This is a genomic window from Methyloprofundus sedimenti, assembly GCF_002072955.1.
In the GTDB taxonomy this organism is placed as follows: Bacteria; Pseudomonadota; Gammaproteobacteria; order Methylococcales; family Methylomonadaceae; genus Methyloprofundus; species Methyloprofundus sedimenti.
This window is the reverse complement of the sequence record NZ_LPUF01000001.1, coordinates 1489800-1507432: the sequence shown is the minus strand read 5'-3', so window position 1 is coordinate 1507432 and position 17633 is coordinate 1489800. Positions and strand designations below refer to the sequence as shown.

The following is a 17633-nucleotide window of genomic DNA, read 5'->3' as shown; positions in this document are numbered from 1 at the left end:
TTATTGTTAACATTTCAAATCTGCAAAACCAAATAAACTGAGGTTAAACAGCTAATTTATTACGATATAGGGTTGCGCTAATCACGGCAATGGGAGGTATCACAATATTTAACACCGGAACCATCAAAGCTAACAATACCATTCCGCCAAAACTTAAAGCGCCAATCCGGACTGTTTTAAGTAACTGTCTTTGTTCAGAAAAGAGTGCGCCTTCATTTTCCAGAGGATAGGCAAAATATTCCATACTCATGCCCCATGCACCAAAAAGTCCCCATAAAACCGGAGCAATCAAATTTACTCCGGGGATAATTGAAATAATAACAATGGGAATGGCACGACTCACTAAATAGGCAATTCGCCTTAACTCAGAGGCTAAAACAGCAAGTATTGCCTGTTCTTGAATATCTCCTGTTTGATCATTCAGGATATGCTGTGTTTTAGCGGCCAAACCTCCGTAAAAAGGGGATGCGATTAAATTAGCGATTAAGGTAAAAGTAAAAAAACCAGCGACAAAAAAGCTGATAAAAAACAATGGGTATATTAACCAATCCAGCCATAGTAACCAGTTGGGTATAAATTGTGCGATTAACACGCCGACATAATGGTAACCCAGATACAGCATACCGGAAAACAGTATTAAATTGATCGCTATCGGGATTAATACATATTTTCTTAATCGCTTATGCCATAGTAAAGACGTACCTTTTGCTAAACTCTGCACGGCCAGCCACGGGTTTGCCCCGGTTTTTTTATTAAATTCAATATTCATTTTTTAATTTTCTAACACCTTGTTCAAAAGGATTAAACACCGCGCCACGCTCGGTGACAATAACACTGATTAATTCTGCCGGCGTGACATCGAAAACAGGATTCCATGCATTGACTAAACTACCCTCCTGCACATAACTAGCCGGTAATAACTCACTTGCAGCACGTTCCTCTATTTCAATTTGGCCGCCGTTTTCAATCGTAAAATCTATTGTTGATACGGGAGCGACAACCATCACCTTAATACCATGATATTGGGCTAAAACAGCTAAAGAGTAGGTGCCAATTTTATTAGCTACATCACCATTTGCGGCAATACGATCAGCGCCGACAATAATCCAGTCAACCTGCCCGCTGCGCATCAACATCGCTGCTGCAGAATCGGCAGTAAGTGTTGCCGGGATATTATCTTTAGCCAGCTCCCACACTGTTAAGCGTGCACCCTGCAGCCAGGGACGCGTTTCCCCGGCAAAGACAGTGCGTGCCTGTCGGTGATACGCACTACGAATCACCCCCAGCGCCGTTCCGTAACCGCCTGTCGCCAAAGCACCAGCATTGCAATGGGTTAATATGCCTTGAGCATCAGCTAAAATATCCGCGCCTATTTCACCCATTTGCTGATTGGCGGCAATATCCTGTTGATGAATCTCTATTGCCGTATTGATCATTGCATCGACGGGCGAATCCTGCAGGGATGCCAATTTTTCCTGCATGACAGCTAGCGCCCAGAATAAATTCACTGCCGTCGGCCGAGACGCAGCCAGTATTTTAATATCAGCATTCACTTTATATTGCCATTCAACATTATCTGCTACAAAATACTGTTGTACTGATAAGGCAACAGCATAAGCTGCAGCGATACCTATCGCTGGCGCACCACGCACACGCATGCTTCTTATCGCTTCAGCAACCTCAGGAGCCGTGGCGTAAATATCATAATGCACCTGGTCCGGTAATAGCCGCTGATCCAATACTGATAACTGCCTATCCTGCCATAATAAAGCATGGACATTGAGTTTATTTGGGGAACTACTCATTAACACGTATACTCACTTATCATTATTATTTGCAATCATGCACGAATTAAAATTAACAGGATAACAGGTAATCTAGCCTATCTTTTACTGACAGATTTCGACCTGGCTTATCGCGTTTTTCTGGATCAATAACCGCCCTACTTACTTTAATATATGCAAGTTGACACTCTTATTAATGCTCGCTGGATTATACCTATAGAACCCCATGAAATTATACTAGAACATCACTCCTTAGTGATTCATGAAGGCAATATACTGGATATCTTGCCACAACAACAGGCACAGGAAAAATACCAGGCTGCGCAACAAGAAGACCTGAGCAACCATGCCCTTGTTCCTGGTTTCATCAATGCTCATACACATGTGGCCATGACGCTATTTAGAGGTATTGCTGATGATTTACCGCTTATGGACTGGCTGGAAAACCATATCTGGCCTTTAGAAAGAAAATGGGTGAATGAAGCCTTTGTACGAGATGGAACCGATCTCGCGATTGCTGAAATGCTGTGTGGCGGTACCACCTGTTTTAATGATATGTATTTTTTTCCTGAAATCACCGCTCACCAGGCTATTCAGCATGGTATACGTGCCAATGTCGGACTTATCATGATTGACTTCCCGACTGCCTGGGCTAGCGGCCCTGAGCAATATATGGAAAAAGGGCTGGCACTACATGAAAAACTTCGTCACCAACCTTTAATACGTACACCTTTTGCACCTCATGCCCCTTATACTGTTTCTGATGAACCATTACGTCAAATCAGTTCGCTCGCAGATGAATTGAATCTGCCAATTCATATGCATGTTCATGAAACACACTCTGAAGTCAGTCAAGGTGAACGGCCCCTAAAACGCCTGCATGAATTAGGCCTGATAACCCCTGCGTTTATTGCGGTACATATGACTCAATTAACGCATAGTGAAATCACCAAATTTGCACAATCAGGTGCGCATATTGTGCATTGCCCTGAATCAAACCTAAAACTGGCCAGTGGTTTTTGTCCGGTACAAAAGTGTCTGGATGCGGGCATCAATGTTGCCCTGGGCACTGATGGCGCAGCAAGTAATAATGATCTGGATATGCTCGGGGAAATGCGTACCGCTGCATTATTAGCTAAAGGGGTTGCTCAGGATGCCAGTGCCGTTAATGCCGCAACGGCATTACGCATGGCTACCCTAAACGGCGCTAAAGCTCTAGGGATAGACGATATTACCGGATCTTTAACCAGAGGCAAAGCCGCAGATATCTGCGCCATAGATTTATCTGCAATAGAAACACAGCCGCTTTATAATGCTATTTCGCAAATTGTGTATTCTACCTCACGTCATCATGTCAGCGATGTCTGGGTCGCAGGTAAACATTGCTTAAAAAACAAACAATTGACGACGCTGAATATTCAGGATTTAAAAAAGAAAGTTGCGCAATGGCAACATAAATTACAATCACCTATCAGTGAATTAACTTGAACCCTATCAGGTGCGTCACACGCTGGTCATTTAAGTCAAAAAAACTCTACATTATTATTTAAAATGTCCGAGCAATTTCTGTTTGCCTTAAACGTCACAGCACCGATTCTGATACTGTTAATATTAGGTATTACATTCCGTCGCACAGGCTTTATAGATCAACACTTCATCAATATCGCCAATAGCTTTGTGTTTAATATCACCTTGCCATGTCTACTGTTTTTCAGCATTGCAAGTACCCCCCTTGCTCACGCCACCAATATTCCGCTTTTTTTGTATGGTGTTTTATTTACCCTGGCCAGTGCTATGCTATTCTGGTTAGTCAGCCTGGTTTTAATTGAGCCAGATAAACGCGGTGTTTTTATTCAGGGTGCGTTCAGAGGAAATCTGGGTATTATTGGCATCGCTATGGTATTCAATGCTTACGGTACAGAAATGTTGGCAGTCGCCAGTCTGTATATGGCACTCATAGCTATAATAGATAACCCTTTATCAGTTTTAATATTAAAGCCCAAGGGACACAAGCCCTATAAATCCATCCTGACAAACCCCATTATCATTGCCGTTTTTTTAGGTTTGGTCTTTTCAGGGCTGCAAGTATCTCTACCGACATTTATAAACCAATCAGGTCAATATCTGGCACAAATGACGCTCCCCCTTGCGCTTATTTGCATTGGAGGAAGCTTATACTGGGAAAACTTTCAACATCACCCTAAAGATGTTATCTGGGCCACACTTTGCAAATTATTATTTATGCCATTATTAGGTACTATTCTCGCGATTTATCTGGGTTTTAGAGACCAGGAATTAGGCCTTATTTATCTGATGCTCTCATCACCAACGGCAGTATCCAGCTATATTATGGCTAAAAAAATGACCGATCACGGCACAATAGCCGCTGAAATTATTGCGTTATCAACAGCCAGCAGTACCCTGATCATCACTGCGGGGTTAATCCTTCTACAATCAACAGGCTATCTATAATGCGTATTGTGCTGTCATTTATCTTTATAGTATTGCTATGGTCAACAACGCCATTGGCTATAAAATGGAGTGCAGAAGGATCCAGCTTTATTTTCTCTGTCACCGCGCGCATGTGTATAGGTCTGATATGCACCCTCTTTATGCTATTAGCTATGCGCCAACGGCTGCTCTGGCACGGTAAAGCTAAACAAACTTATTTCGCGGTTGCTGTGCAAATTTATGGCGCAATGATGGCCGTTTACTGGTCCGCTCAATTTATCCCCTCCGGCTGGATTTCCGTTATTTTCGGTCTAACACCTTTTATCACCGCGGTATTGTCAGCATTATGGCTTAAGGAAAGAAGCTTATCCTGGGATAAATTACTGGCGTATACCCTCGGTATTACAGGACTCACTGTGATGTTTCATTCTGCCTTGCACATTAGCTACAACACTGCCATAGGTGTATTCGGTGTATTATTTGCTACCTTTTTACAAGCCTTCAGTGCCGTCTGGGTAAAACTAATTCATGCTAAATTGCCAGCTATCACTCAAGTAACGGGTGGATTGCTATTCGCGGTTCCCTTTTATTTAGTTACCTGGTGGCTAATTGATGGCACACTACCGAACACACTGCCAATCAGTAGTACTTTGTCAATCTTATATTTAGGCCTCATTGCTACCCCGATTGGCTTTGCGTTATATTATTATATTCTGACGCATCTGCCGGCAACACGCGTAGCTTTAATCACCTTGATTTCACCCGTATTAGCACTATTATTAGGTCATTACTTGAATAAGGAAGCGTTAACACTGGAAATTGCAATCGGTTCGGGGCTTATTTTATGTGCTTTGATTATGCAGAGTTTTGTCGGCCAAATAAGGCATTTTAAAACTTAAAGTTAATATTATGTTATTTTCACAAAAAAAATTATCACTCCCCACTCCAGCTGAAGCGTTACCTGGTCGTGTAACTGCAATCTGTATTCCTGAAAAACACTTTGTCACTGCTCAGCCTATTGCACCGCCCTTCCCGGAAAATATCCACGAAGCAATCTTCGCTATGGGCTGCTTTTGGGGTGCTGAAAGATTTTTTTGGCAACAAAAAGGCGTCTTCAGTACTGCGGTAGGCTATGCTGGAGGACTAACACCTAACCCGACATATAAAGAACTTTGTACCGGGTTAACCGGGCATACCGAAGTCGTCAAAGTAATGTTTGATCCAGAGAAAATTAGCTATCAGGATTTACTGATTCTTTTCTGGCAAGCCCACAACCCAACTCAGGGAATGCGTCAGGGCAACGATATCGGTACACAATATCGCTCTGCTATATACGCAACCACTGTCGAGCAACTTGATACCGCTCTCAGTTCTAAACAACATTATCAGCATCAACTCGATAAGGCCGGACTAGATCTAATCACAACAGAAATAGCCCATGCGCCTATTTTCTATTATGCGGAAAATGAACATCAACAATATTTAGCCAAGAACCCTGATGGGTATTGTGGACTAAGGGGAGTAGGGATTTCTTTCAGATAAGGAACTCGATTTGAATGAGTGTTTTTTACCTTGAAAGGCCTTGTATTTTCTGAAAATATTTAAAATCCATTTGCTGGTTTATAATACCGCTACCAGCCGTTTTAACCTCAAAAAAATCAAAACGTTCATGTGTCATTGGTAGCGGTATTATTGGCTAAACCCGCGAAGTTATCTGCAGATGTTTATATGTCAATTGGCCGAATCGGGAACAAAAAAGCAACGGCTCGTAGGTGGGACGTTGCCTTCTAACAGCTTTGTAAGGACCGTGCCGCTTCCCGTGACGGCACCGACGGCCAACCGCGTCCCCGTGGATACACTCGTACCGCCACTACCACCACCCTGAACACCACAATACTGCTCGAAAAATTCACGATCACAATCGGCTGGTCCAATGAACTGAAAACCAAATTGGGGCGATGCTGCTATGGGACATGAACAGACAACCTCATCTTTGCCTATAGCACCCAGAAACGGCCAATTTGTTCCAGCGGTAGCTTTGACACAGAGTCCGCCATTACACTGTGCAGACAAATTTCCAGAGCCTGGACACGTGTATATTGCTTGAGCATCAGGTCCAGGATATCCCTTTACCAACTGCGGAGGAGGAGAGAACGTGCTCACCAAAAAGTCACCTTCGCCAGACACTTCCATCAAATCACAGACATCTCCTACAATTGGCCCCGGTGCCGATGGCTTGTTGTTAGTAAAGAAAAAGGGCAAAGAAATACTTTGCCCTACCTTCTGATCACATTTGCAATATGCCACGTTATCAATAGTGAAACACTGTGCAGATGCACAGAGTGCGTATTCCTGAGCAGGATTAGATTCAGGGTCTGGACAGGTCTTGAACGCCGTAGGTCGGCCGAACCATACTTCCAAACCTAATTGTTGCGCTTCCTCTTTTTCCGAGTCCGATAATTCTTGTGCCGCATAGATAACCGGCGAACACAAAATGCATAGTACAGCGAGCCTGAACCATTTCATCATCGAATAAAAATATAACATCACACATATCTCCTTTTAAAAATAAAATAAGTAAAGATAATCATTTTATACGCCAAAAACTATAACTCTGGCGGCTGAATTTACAGTGACCTCACCATAGACTCAATACATTTAGTAGTCAACACAATCCAATTAAAAAACAGTCATAACTAATGCAATCAAAAGATCAATGCAGCTGGACAAAGTTCACGCATTCCAATAACTTAAAACGTCTATCCGTCAAAACCAATTAGACCTGACAATTTAGCTTACTTTAAACTTAATCATCATGGCAATATATGCACTGTCATCGTCCCTATCATGCTACACGTACATTCCGAAAATACTGCAAATTTAGTTTCGTCAGGCCACTTATGCGATTATCAGTTCGCAACGATTATTCATAAGGTATAATTCAAGTTTTTACCTAACCATCATTTGATTCGAGGGAGCTTAATGAGTATCAAACTTTCTGACCGACTTAGCGCAGTTAAACCATCACCCACTCTGGCAATTACTGCAAGGGCCGCAGAAATGCGTGCAGCTGGAAAAGATATTATTGGCCTGGGTGCTGGCGAACCTGACTTTGATACCCCTGATCATATCAAAGCAGCAGCTATTAAAGCCATCAATGATGGCTTTACAAAATATACAGCTGTTGATGGCACGCCAAGCTTAAAACAAGCTGTTATTGACAAATTTAAAAACGATAATGGCCTTGACTATACACTTAAGCAAATCCTGGTGTCTTCTGGTGGCAAGCAAAGCTTCTATAATTTAGCTCAGGCTCTATTAAACAAAGGTGATGAAGTTATTATTCCGGCACCTTACTGGGTTTCTTATCCTGATATAGCTCTGCTTGCAGATGCCATCCCGGTGATTATCAAAACTACGCAAGCACAAAACTTCAAAATAACGCCAGCTCAGTTGCGTGCAGCTATTACCGATACAACCCGCTTATTTGTTATTAATAGCCCTTCTAATCCTACAGGAGTAGCCTATTCTTTAGATGAACTACAAGCACTTGCTCAGGTGTTACTGGACTTCCCAAATGTCATAGTCGCAACTGATGATATGTATGAACATATCCTGTGGGAAAAAGGCAGCTTTGTAAATATACTCAATGCCTGTCCTGAGCTTTATAGTCGTACAATGGTACTTAACGGCGTGTCTAAAGCCTATTCGATGACCGGTTGGCGCATTGGCTATGCGGCTGGTCCAGAAGAGATTATTGCAGGTATGCGTAAAGTACAGTCACAAAGCACATCTAATCCAACTTCTATTTCTCAGGTAGCAGCTGAAGAGGCTTTGAGAGGTGATCAAAGCTGTATTGATACCATGCTAGTAGAATTTAAAAAACGTCACGACTTTGTGGTTGATGAATTAAATAACATCCCTGGAATTGAGTGCATTAAATCTGATGGAACATTCTATGTTTTCCCTAATGTGGAACATTTGATTGCTGAGCTTGATGGTATTAATAATGATCTTGATTTAGCTGAGTTTTTTATTGAACATGCTGACGTCGCTTTAGTTCCAGGTTCAGCTTTTGGCTGCCCGGGACATATTAGAATTTCTATCGCCACGAGTATGGAAAACTTGCAGACTGCTTTGCAACGTATCAAGAAAGCGATTACTTAAACTTGCTTTTTCGGCTTAGGTTTTTTTCTAATATAAACCTAAGCCGATCTACAGTTTAAAAATTCATATTGCCTTGCACCCATATTTTCTGGGTATTTTCTCCTACACCTGCATCAACAGCGGCTACACTATCAGATGCGTCATAAAAAGCGTACTTAGCCAGTAATTGATAATGTTTTCCAAAATGCTTGGAGACCAGAACATCGTATTCATTACCATATTCTCCATGACTATTTGAATCAGTAAAGTGATGATAAGCAAATAAAAATTGAACACCATAAAAACTTTTATCTATGGATGCTTGAATGTCTCGTATGCCGTCTTCAGGCGTTACAATAAACTTATCCGCCCACCCTTGAAAGAGATGAGTTGAGCCCAGAGGTGTTTGAAAAGCATAAGTTCCATTACCATCTAATTGCTCCATACCCGATTTAATGGTAATCCCGGCATACGTGGCCCCTAATATAATATTGTATCTATCTAGGGCATAATTGCCGGGATTATTTTGATAGTTAGCCTGATTACTGTACCCCACATCATAGGATAACTGAATATCATGCTTTAACTTGGGATCGCCATGTATTCGCACCCCGTATGTTTGAGTTGAATTAACAGCATCAACATAATCAGCTAACCAATACCCATATCCTGTTAAGGTACTAAAGCGTCCAAAATTATAACTAAAATTCAGCACAGGCATGGTAATCGGATGCTCAGTAGAAATAACTGTCTGCACTTGTCCTATATAGATAAAGTTTAGCGTTAAGTTTTCTATGGATTGGTTGCTAATCAACACAGCATCAAAGGTTTGCTCCATTTGCCTCCAGGAGTCATTACCAATAAACCGCTGATTATCTAAAACAATCTTCTGACGCCCCCCTTTTATTAAGGTATCAGGAAGGCCAGTGTAGCTCAACCAAAATTGATTAAGTTCCTGCTTTTGCGGATCTGCAACAACTTCATAATTCGTCAAACCATTACGTAAACTATTATAATCGTCCTGCATAGCAAGGTTGCCTTCGTACTCAGCATAAATTTGCACACCATGAAACTCAGGCGTGAGATAGCCAAAACGCAAGCGTAGAGTATTAGCATTCGCTGTTTTTATGGGTAAATCATTAGCTATGAATACATTTTCGTAACGAAAACGTAAATCAAACTTAACTTGCCCATATTGACCTTGCTCACCAAACAAGAGCGCATTTTCTACTTTTTCATTTATATTTGCTGCCTGGACAGATGAAGCCATCAAAAAAGTAACAGCACTGACACAGCTAACTCTAAACAAAGAGCTAGTTAGTTTTATCATTAGAACCTTTCCCCACTAATCAATCGTCGATTTTCATTTACAAAAAAACCTTCTATTTAACCTAAAAACCGCAGTTGAGCATGGATTTTGTGAAAAACCTGAGTGTGAAAGACAAGGCACAGCTCGCAGACAATGGCCGTAGCCCTTGGCAAGAACTGTAACGCAGTATTTCATGCTCAGATTTATGCACAAAACCGTGAAGCGGAGTAGAGTCACCCAACAGATGACAAGTATTTACGATCATTATATTTTATATTCAGTCACTTATAACGTTTCCTGATTACCCATAACTCTCAGCTATATTCGTCATTCCTGCACGCTTTTAGCAGGAATCTCGTGGGGTAAGCAAAGATTCCCGATAAAAAACTTCGGGAATGACGAGACTATTAACATACTGATATTTAAAATTTTTTTAATATGGCTGTAAGTTGTACGTAATCAGGTAATGTTTTATAGCGGTCAACCGCGATTTCTGGGTTTTAAGGAACATTCTAAAGTAGCAAGCTCATTTCTCTAAGTGTCACTTGCTGACTATCAATGTTACTATTAATTAAATACTCCCTTATACCCTCGCCCGTTATTCAGAGGGAAGCTGATTCAATTCTACCCCCCTTCAGAACCTGAGTGCCCCGACACCAACATTAAGGTCAACTTATATTCTTTAAAATAGACACAATTTGATCTAAAACTCCAAAGACAATCCAATTCAACAGAGCTGAATTAACTCCAAAAGCAATATTTCAATAATTTTAAATATTGGAGAGTTGGTAGTTATATCCCTGATTCACTCTCTCTATGCAATCATTACTTATAAATCAATGTACTTTGTTTTATTAAATAAGTTCACTGTTAACTTCGGCCAAAGCGCTAAAAGCCATTCATCTGGCATTAAAAATTGGGATCAGCATCTCTTGAAAATTAGTTAACACTCTATGGGCAAAGAACCTACAAGAAATATAATACTTTATTGTTTAAAAGTTTATGCATGTCAAAGTTAACAATTGAATGTTAATGATACCAAAATTCCTATTAGCATTGCATCCTCTCATATCAGTATCTAGTATATATTTTTCGTTTTAGAATTTTTACGGCTTTCCTCTTGCAAAGCAATTATATTTGCTTCACCTAAATTTACTGCATCAAAATAACGCACTTTCATCTTTGATTTTTTTAATTCAACAAAATCAATCACAGTAAAACAATAAATTAATATATGGCATAATTTATGCTTTAAATATACTTAAGTCTCATGACTCAAGAAAACAGGCAATTTTTATTTTTATATTGTAATATGCTATATTTGTTAAGCTAGGCTGTATATTAACAGCTAATTCAAACAACCCTTAGGAGATGTCTTAAATGTCAGTAGATAACGTACTAAAATTAATACAAGAAAACGATATCAAATTTGTTGATTTCCGTTTTTGTGATACCCGCGGTAAAGAACAACATGTAACCTTCCCTGCTCACAGCATTGATGAAGACACCTTTGAAGAGGGTAATATGTTTGATGGCTCTTCTGTGGCAGGATGGAAAGGCATTAACGAATCTGACATGATCTTGATGCCAGATCCAGCTTCAGCTAAAATCGATCCATTCTTTGATGACAATACTTTAATTTTACGTTGCGACATCATCGAACCAAAAGATATGCAAGGTTACGAACGCGATCCACGTTCTATCGCAAAACGTGCTGAAGCCTACTTACAATCTACCGGCATTGCAGACACTGCTTTTTTTGGCCCGGAAAATGAATTTTTCGTATTTGATGATGTACGCTGGAATACCGACATGGGTAGCTGCGGCTACCAAATTGATTCAGACGAAGCAGGCTGGAACTCTTCAAAAATCTATGAAGATGGTAATATCGGTCACCGTCCTGGCGTAAAAGGCGGTTATTTCCCGGTACCTCCAGTTGACTCTTTACAAGACATGCGCTCTGCAATGTGTTTAGTATTAGAAGAAATAGGTCAGACTACTGAGGTTCATCACCACGAAGTAGCAACAGCAGGCCAATGTGAAATCGGTGTTAAATTCAATACATTAGTTAAAAAAGCTGATGAAGTTTTAGAATTAAAATATGTCGTTGCTAATATTGCACATGCATATGGAAAAACAGCGACGTTTATGCCTAAACCTATTGTTGGTGATAATGGTAGCGGCATGCACGTACACCAATCCTTAGCTAAAGATGGTGTTAACCTATTTTCGGGTGATTTATACGGCGGTCTATCTGAAACAGCTTTATTCTACATAGGCGGCATCATTAAACATGCTAAAGCATTAAATGCACTCACTAACGCATCAACTAACAGCTACAAACGTTTAGTACCTCACTTTGAAGCGCCTGTTATGCTCGCTTATTCAGCACGTAACCGTTCAGCTTCCATCCGCATTCCTTTCGTCAATAATCCAAAAGGTCGTCGAATTGAAGTACGCTTTCCTGATTCAACAGCAAACCCTTATCTGGCATTTTCAGCTATGCTAATGGCTGGTCTTGACGGTATCCAGAACAAAATTCACCCTGGTGATGCAATGGATAAAGATTTATACGATTTACCTCCAGAAGAAGAAAAAGCAATTCCACAAGTCGCATTCTCTTTTGATGAAGCGTTAAAAGCATTAGATGCAGACCGTGAATTCCTGACTCGCGGTGGCGTTTTTACTGATGATGCAATTGATGGATATATTGCTTTAAAAAGTGAAGAAGTACAACGCCTACGTGTAAGCACGCATCCAGTAGAATTCGATATGTACTACAGCTTGTAACCACTACTGATTACCGTCATAGGTATATTAATAGAAAAGGGCCACTATTTATTTAGTAGCCCTTTTTTTTGCTAAAAATAAAAAACGCACTTTTATGGTGCGTTTTTTATGCCCTTTAGATCATTATTGGTGCATAATAAGGATTTTTATTTCTGCCCTTGCCAATTCATTAATTTTATAAATTGGCCCATAATTTGCTTATATTTAATTATATAAACTACTTCTTTCAAGTCCTAAAAGTGCATAAAAAAATTCTCGATAACATCAATGAAGCTATCCTCTTATTCAATAGAGATCTCAAACTTATTTATATCAACACGGCTGGTGAAGTTTTATTTGAAGATAGTGCAAGACATTTGCTGGACAAATCTGCAAAAGATATATTTGGGGCCGATTTATCACTTACTGATGATTTATTACAGTGCATAGAGCACAACGAAGGTTTTTTTGACCGTGAGCTGACTCTGAATTTGTTCCACAAAAACATAACCATTAGCTTTAGCGCAACGCCCATACTTGAAAACCAACAAGAAGCAGAAGTTCTTATAGAGTTACAACAGCTTGATCGGCATTTAAGAATATCTAAAGAAGAACAACTCATTGCCCAAGAGCACACCTCACGGATGTTGATGCGGGGATTTGCTCATGAAATCAAAAACCCTCTCGGGGGTTTACGCGGCGCTGCTCAGCTACTGGAGATTGAATTACAACAGGATGATTTGAAAGAGTATACGCGAATAATTATCGAAGAAGCTAATCGTATGAAAGCCTTAATGGATAAAATGCTCGGCCCTAACAAACTGCCTAATAAAGTCGCTTTAAACATTCACGAAACATTAGAACGAGTACGACAATTGGTTCAGGCTGAAGTGAGTGATTCGATAACCATCAAACGTGATTATGACCCCAGTATTCCAGAACTAAAAGCAGACAAAAATCAACTAATTCAGGCCTTTTTAAATATTGTTCGCAATGCAACTCAGGCAATTCAAAACACAGGCGAAATTACTCTGCGAACTCGCATATATAGGCAAATGACCATTGCCGGAAACCGTCACAAATTAGCCGCACGCATTGATATTATCGATAATGGCAGCGGCATAAAGCCGGAATTAATGAACCAGATTTTTTATCCCATGATCACAGGACACAGTGATGGTACTGGATTAGGCCTGCCTATCTCTCAATCGATCATTAATCAATATAACGGCATTATCGAATGTACAAGTACAGCAGAAAATACCATTTTTTCAATTTATTTACCTGTAGGAAATGTAAATGACTAGCAATATCAGCCATGTCTGGATTACCGAGGATGATAAATCTATTCGCTGGGTAATTGAAAAAGCACTCAATAAAAACAACATCGCCACGCGGAGCTTTGGCACAGCTATGGAAATGTTGAATGCACTTGAAAATGATACACCAGACGTCCTGTTATCCGACATTCGCATGCCGGGCATGGACGGCTTTCAATTACTAAAAAAACTTCAGCATACACACCCTGAACTGCCAGTAATTATTATGACTGCACACTCTGACTTAGAAAGTGCCGTTTCAGCCTTTCACGGGGGGGCATTTGAGTATTTACCCAAGCCTTTTGATATCGAAGAAATGCTTGCGGTTGTTCAGCGAGCCTGTCTACATAATCAGCCGCAGGAAAACAAGACGCCAAAACTTAACAATGATAATGACGTATCTTCTGAAATCATTGGCGAAGCGCCTGCAATGCAAGAGGTTTTTCGTGCTATCGGCCGCCTGGCACGATCTCATATTACTGTACTCATCAATGGTCAGTCAGGCACAGGGAAAGAACTGGTTGCCAAATCCCTACACCGACATAGTCCGCGAGCAAAAAAACCATTTATTGCCTTAAATATGGCTGCCATACCTAAAGATTTAATGGAATCTGAATTATTTGGTCATGAAAAAGGCGCATTTACGGGTGCAAATGCACGACGCGCCGGGCGATTTGAACAAGCAGATAATGGTACTTTATTTCTTGATGAGATAGGCGATATGCCAGCTGAATTACAAACACGCTTGTTACGCGTGTTATCTGACAATGAGTTTTATCCAGTTGGAGCACACGCCCCCATTAGAGTCAATGTACGTATTATTGCTGCCACCCACCAAAACCTTGAAGCATTAGTTGAGCAGGGGAGATTTAGAGAGGATTTATTTCATCGTCTTAATGTAATACGCATACACATTCCACCACTAAGTGAACGAACCCAGGATATTCCAATTTTAATGCAGCATTTTTTAGCTTCTGCGGCACAAGAACTGGACAGCGAGGTCAAGATATTAACAGATGAAACAGAAGCCTACTTATGCACTCTACCCTGGCCTGGAAATGTGCGCCAACTAGAGAATATTTGCCGCTGGATTACGGTAATGGCTTCAGGAAGAGAAATTCATCTAGTCGATCTTCCACCTGAATTGTTACCTGCTTATAAAACAAGCGAAACTAATGAAAGCAAATCTGGATCAGAGACTAATTGGGAATTAAGCTTAAAAAAAGCGATAGAAGAAAAAATCATACTTAAGCAACATGACATAGCCAAACAAATTATCCCCCTCACTGAATCTATCTTAATTAAATCTGCTTTAGAACACACACAGGGACGCCGACATGAAGCAGCTATTTTATTAGGCTATGGACGTAATACTTTGACTCGAAAAATCAAGGAATTAGTTATTGAGTAATTTATTAATCATGCGCAGTTGTATTGCCCGCTCTGAAAGCTGAATAACTATCGTGAGTCTGGCGGCAGAATATGGCGTACTTTTCTATCTAGCAATTTATTCTGAGACTTCAGTTTAATAATATGCATAAATGCAACTAAGAAACCGATAAAGATTCCTGCAAATAATTCGATGGTTAATGCTAAAGCCAAAGGCATTTGTATGGTCGTAAAATACAGATCAATCGATATGGCCTGGAAATTACGCAAAGAGAAGATCACAGCAATCACAGCAATTAGTAAAAAAAAAGCAAACACTATAATCCGCATCATAAAACTGTCTCAGGTAATATTGTTAATCCGTTATGATATGAGTATGTCTGGTTTCATCAACACGGTCACGCAATTCTTTGCCCGGTTTAAAATGTGGGACATATTTTTCTGTTAAAGAAACGGCATCGCCTGTTTTAGGATTGCGCCCCATCCTGGGCTTACGATGATGCAAAGAAAAACTTCCAAAACCCCGCACTTCTATTCTTTCATTAGTCGATAAAGCCTGGCTCATCTGCTCCAGCATACATTTGACAGCTAATTCTACATCCTGCAAAGCCAAATGAGGTTGTTTCTTTGCTAATTGTTCAATTAATTCAGACTTTGTCACAGTTTTTCCTAAAAATTATTGTGATATTTTATTTAAACGTTATTGACTGTCCACAGCAAAAACGCCCTTGCATAAAGCAAGGGGCGTTAATCCATACAAATTAACACCCCTGTTTTTAACGCTAAGTTATTACTTATCTAACTGCTTAAACAAATCACCCATGGTAGGAGTCCCAGGAGTTTGCTCTGAATATTCCTTCATGACGCTCGCTTCTTCATCAGAATCTTTAGCTTTGATAGATAGAGAAATTGATTTATTTTTCTTGTCAACTCCAAGAAATTTAGCTTCAATTTCATCGCCTACGCTAAGTAATTTAGTCGCATCTTCAACACGGTCACGCTGAATTTCAGACGCTCTTAGATAACCTTCAATATTTTCAGCTAAAGTTATCACAGCACCTTTTGCATCAACCTCTTTTACCACACCTTTAACCATGCTACCTTTTTCGTTAATAGCAATATAGTTCTGGAATGGATCTTGCTGTAATTGCTTGATACCTAATGAAATACGTTCACGTTCAGCATCGACGGCTAAAATAACCGTTTCTACTTCATCGCCTTTTTGATAATCACGAATCGAATCTTCAGGTGTATCTGACCATGAAATGTCAGACATATGTACCAGACCATCAATATTTCCATCAAGACCAATAAAGATACCAAAATCAGTGATTGATTTAATCTTGCCTGAAATTTTATCGCCTTTATTATGCGTAGCAGCAAACTCATCCCATGGATTAGTGCGACATTGCTTCATACCTAATGAAATACGACGTCTTTCTTCGTCGATTTCAAGAATCATGACTTCAACCGGGTCACCTAACTGGACAACTTTAGCTGGGTTAACGTTTTTGTTAGTCCAGTCCATTTCAGAAACGTGAACTAAACCTTCAACGCCTTCTTCAATTTCAATAAAGCAACCATAATCCGTTAAGTTATTCACCTTACCTGTTACGCGGGTGCCTGCTGGGTAGCGGTTAGCTATATCGTGCCATGGATCCTCCGCCATTTGTTTCATGCCTAGTGAAACACGCGTTTTTTCTTTGTCGAACTTAAGAACCTTAACTTCGATTTCTTGACCAATCTCAACACACTCAGATGGGTGACGAACACGACGCCATGCCATATCTGTAATATGTAATAAACCGTCTATTCCACCTAAATCAATAAATGCACCGTAGTCTGTTAAGTTTTTAACAATACCTTTTACGACTATTCCATCAGCTAGTGTTTTAAGTAATTCATCTCTTTCTGCACTATATTCTTTTTCAACCACTGCACGACGAGATAACACAACATTATTGCGTTTTTGGTCGATTTTAATGACTTTGAATTCAAGATCACGACCTTCAAGGAAAGTAGTGTCTCTGATTGGACGAACATCTACCAATGAACCAGGCAAGAAAGCACGCAAAGCACCTACAGATACCGTAAAACCACCGCGAACTTTACCATTGATACGACCAACAATCGTAGCTTCGGTTTCAAAAGCAGTTTCCAGTTCACCCCAAGCTCTATGTTTCTTCGCTTTATCACGAGAAAGTAAGGTAGCTCCCAAGCCATCTTCGATTAAATCTAATGCAACCTCGACTTCATCGCCAACATTAACTTCAAGGTCGCCTTCATCATTTAAAAATTGCCATCTTGGAATAACACCTTCCGATTTTAATCCTGCACTGACAATAACTTTATCGTTATCGATGTCTACGACAGTACCAACTAGCATAGCGCCAGTACGCATTTCCGTTTGTTTTACACTTTCTTCAAATAATTCAGCAAAGCTCTCGCTCATTGTTTTATGTCCCA

The 17633-nt window shown here is 40.3% G+C and carries 16 protein-coding genes; 8 read left to right on the top strand and 8 right to left on the bottom strand.

The genetic code is table 11. The features are described 5' to 3' along the window. Positions 1-43: 43 nt before the first annotated feature. On the bottom strand, positions 44-769 hold the full coding sequence (gene cysZ / locus AU255_RS06675; RefSeq protein WP_332889033.1) for a sulfate transporter CysZ: 726 nt from the start codon (positions 767-769) through the stop codon (positions 44-46). Continuing rightward, positions 759-1805: an S-methyl-5-thioribose-1-phosphate isomerase gene (mtnA, locus tag AU255_RS06670; protein ID WP_080522147.1), complete on the bottom strand. Its 1047-nt coding sequence runs from the start codon at positions 1803-1805 to the stop codon at positions 759-761. The genes cysZ and mtnA overlap by 11 nt, the downstream gene beginning before the upstream one ends. 153 nt (positions 1806-1958) lie before the next feature. On the opposite strand from mtnA, the gene AU255_RS06665 reads away from it, so the two are divergent. From AU255_RS06665 to msrA, 4 genes are all read left to right on the top strand, one after another. Next, on the top strand, positions 1959-3272 hold the full coding sequence (locus AU255_RS06665; protein WP_080522146.1) for a TRZ/ATZ family hydrolase: 1314 nt from the start codon (positions 1959-1961) through the stop codon (positions 3270-3272). A gap of 63 nt (positions 3273-3335) precedes the next feature. After that, a complete protein-coding gene (locus AU255_RS06660) occupies positions 3336-4256 on the top strand; it encodes an AEC family transporter (protein WP_080522145.1) in 921 nt (306 codons plus the stop codon). Beyond that, a complete protein-coding gene (locus tag AU255_RS06655) occupies positions 4256-5134 on the top strand; it encodes a DMT family transporter (protein ID WP_080522144.1) in 879 nt (292 codons plus the stop codon). Before AU255_RS06660 ends, AU255_RS06655 begins: the two co-directional genes overlap by 1 nt. A 10-nt stretch (positions 5135-5144) precedes the next feature. Further along, entirely contained in the window at positions 5145-5777 is a 633-nt protein-coding gene (msrA, locus tag AU255_RS06650) for a peptide-methionine (S)-S-oxide reductase MsrA (protein WP_080522143.1), read from the top strand. Positions 5778-5966: 189 nt separating this feature from the next. Here msrA and AU255_RS06645 read toward each other — a convergent pair whose 3' ends face one another. Continuing rightward, positions 5967-6785, bottom strand: a complete 819-nt coding sequence (locus AU255_RS06645; protein ID WP_143735871.1) for a hypothetical protein — start codon at positions 6783-6785, stop codon at positions 5967-5969. A gap of 432 nt (positions 6786-7217) precedes the next feature. Here AU255_RS06645 and AU255_RS06640 point away from each other — a divergent pair, with 432 nt between their 5' ends. Further along, positions 7218-8402, top strand: coding sequence for a pyridoxal phosphate-dependent aminotransferase (locus tag AU255_RS06640; protein WP_080522141.1), 1185 nt, complete (start codon positions 7218-7220; stop codon positions 8400-8402). Positions 8403-8457: 55 nt separating this feature from the next. Here AU255_RS06640 and AU255_RS06635 read toward each other — a convergent pair whose 3' ends face one another. Both AU255_RS06635 and AU255_RS21065 read right to left on the bottom strand, forming a co-directional pair. Beyond that, the gene (locus AU255_RS06635) at positions 8458-9711 is read right to left on the bottom strand and encodes an alginate export family protein (protein WP_080522140.1); all 1254 of its coding nucleotides are present in this window, start codon (positions 9709-9711) and stop codon (positions 8458-8460) included. Positions 9712-10768: 1057 nt separating this feature from the next. Next, positions 10769-10903, bottom strand: coding sequence for a hypothetical protein (locus AU255_RS21065; RefSeq protein ID WP_269844771.1), 135 nt, complete (start codon positions 10901-10903; stop codon positions 10769-10771). Positions 10904-11070: 167 nt separating this feature from the next. On the opposite strand from AU255_RS21065, the gene glnA reads away from it, so the two are divergent. From glnA to ntrC, 3 genes are all read left to right on the top strand, one after another. Next, entirely contained in the window at positions 11071-12480 is a 1410-nt protein-coding gene (gene glnA, locus AU255_RS06630) for a glutamate--ammonia ligase (protein WP_080522139.1), read from the top strand. A gap of 239 nt (positions 12481-12719) precedes the next feature. Then, positions 12720-13766, top strand: coding sequence for a nitrogen regulation protein NR(II) (glnL, locus tag AU255_RS06625; protein WP_080522138.1), 1047 nt, complete (start codon positions 12720-12722; stop codon positions 13764-13766). Further along, positions 13759-15189, top strand: a complete 1431-nt coding sequence (gene ntrC, locus AU255_RS06620) for a nitrogen regulation protein NR(I) (protein WP_080522137.1) — start codon at positions 13759-13761, stop codon at positions 15187-15189. Before glnL ends, ntrC begins: the two co-directional genes overlap by 8 nt. A 47-nt stretch (positions 15190-15236) precedes the next feature. On the opposite strand, the gene AU255_RS06615 is transcribed toward ntrC, so the two are convergent. The 3 genes from AU255_RS06615 to rpsA form a co-directional block, all read right to left on the bottom strand. Next, a complete protein-coding gene (locus AU255_RS06615) occupies positions 15237-15500 on the bottom strand; it encodes a LapA family protein (RefSeq protein ID WP_080522136.1) in 264 nt (87 codons plus the stop codon). A gap of 22 nt (positions 15501-15522) precedes the next feature. Next, positions 15523-15828: an integration host factor subunit beta gene (locus AU255_RS06610; RefSeq protein ID WP_080522135.1), complete on the bottom strand. Its 306-nt coding sequence runs from the start codon at positions 15826-15828 to the stop codon at positions 15523-15525. Between the two features lie 129 nt (positions 15829-15957). Beyond that, positions 15958-17619: a 30S ribosomal protein S1 gene (gene rpsA / locus AU255_RS06605; protein WP_080522134.1), complete on the bottom strand. Its 1662-nt coding sequence runs from the start codon at positions 17617-17619 to the stop codon at positions 15958-15960. Positions 17620-17633: the final 14 nt, after the last annotated feature.

Excerpts from the sequence above, each read along its gene's own strand:
- cysZ (WP_332889033.1), bottom strand. The coding sequence starts at position 769 with ATGAATATTGAATTTAATAAAAAAACCGGGGCAAACCCGTGGCTGGCC.
- mtnA (WP_080522147.1), bottom strand. The coding sequence starts at position 1,805 with ATGAGTAGTTCCCCAAATAAACTCAATGTCCATGCTTTATTATGGCAG.
- AU255_RS06665 (WP_080522146.1), top strand. The coding sequence starts at position 1,959 with ATGCAAGTTGACACTCTTATTAATGCTCGCTGGATTATACCTATAGAA.
- AU255_RS06660 (WP_080522145.1), top strand. The coding sequence starts at position 3,336 with ATGTCCGAGCAATTTCTGTTTGCCTTAAACGTCACAGCACCGATTCTG.
- AU255_RS06655 (WP_080522144.1), top strand. The coding sequence starts at position 4,256 with ATGCGTATTGTGCTGTCATTTATCTTTATAGTATTGCTATGGTCAACA.
- msrA (WP_080522143.1), top strand. The coding sequence starts at position 5,145 with ATGTTATTTTCACAAAAAAAATTATCACTCCCCACTCCAGCTGAAGCG.
- AU255_RS06640 (WP_080522141.1), top strand. The coding sequence starts at position 7,218 with ATGAGTATCAAACTTTCTGACCGACTTAGCGCAGTTAAACCATCACCC.
- AU255_RS06635 (WP_080522140.1), bottom strand. The coding sequence starts at position 9,711 with ATGATAAAACTAACTAGCTCTTTGTTTAGAGTTAGCTGTGTCAGTGCT.
- glnA (WP_080522139.1), top strand. The coding sequence starts at position 11,071 with ATGTCAGTAGATAACGTACTAAAATTAATACAAGAAAACGATATCAAA.
- ntrC (WP_080522137.1), top strand. The coding sequence starts at position 13,759 with ATGACTAGCAATATCAGCCATGTCTGGATTACCGAGGATGATAAATCT.
- AU255_RS06615 (WP_080522136.1), bottom strand. The coding sequence starts at position 15,500 with ATGATGCGGATTATAGTGTTTGCTTTTTTTTTACTAATTGCTGTGATT.
- rpsA (WP_080522134.1), bottom strand. The coding sequence starts at position 17,619 with ATGAGCGAGAGCTTTGCTGAATTATTTGAAGAAAGTGTAAAACAAACG.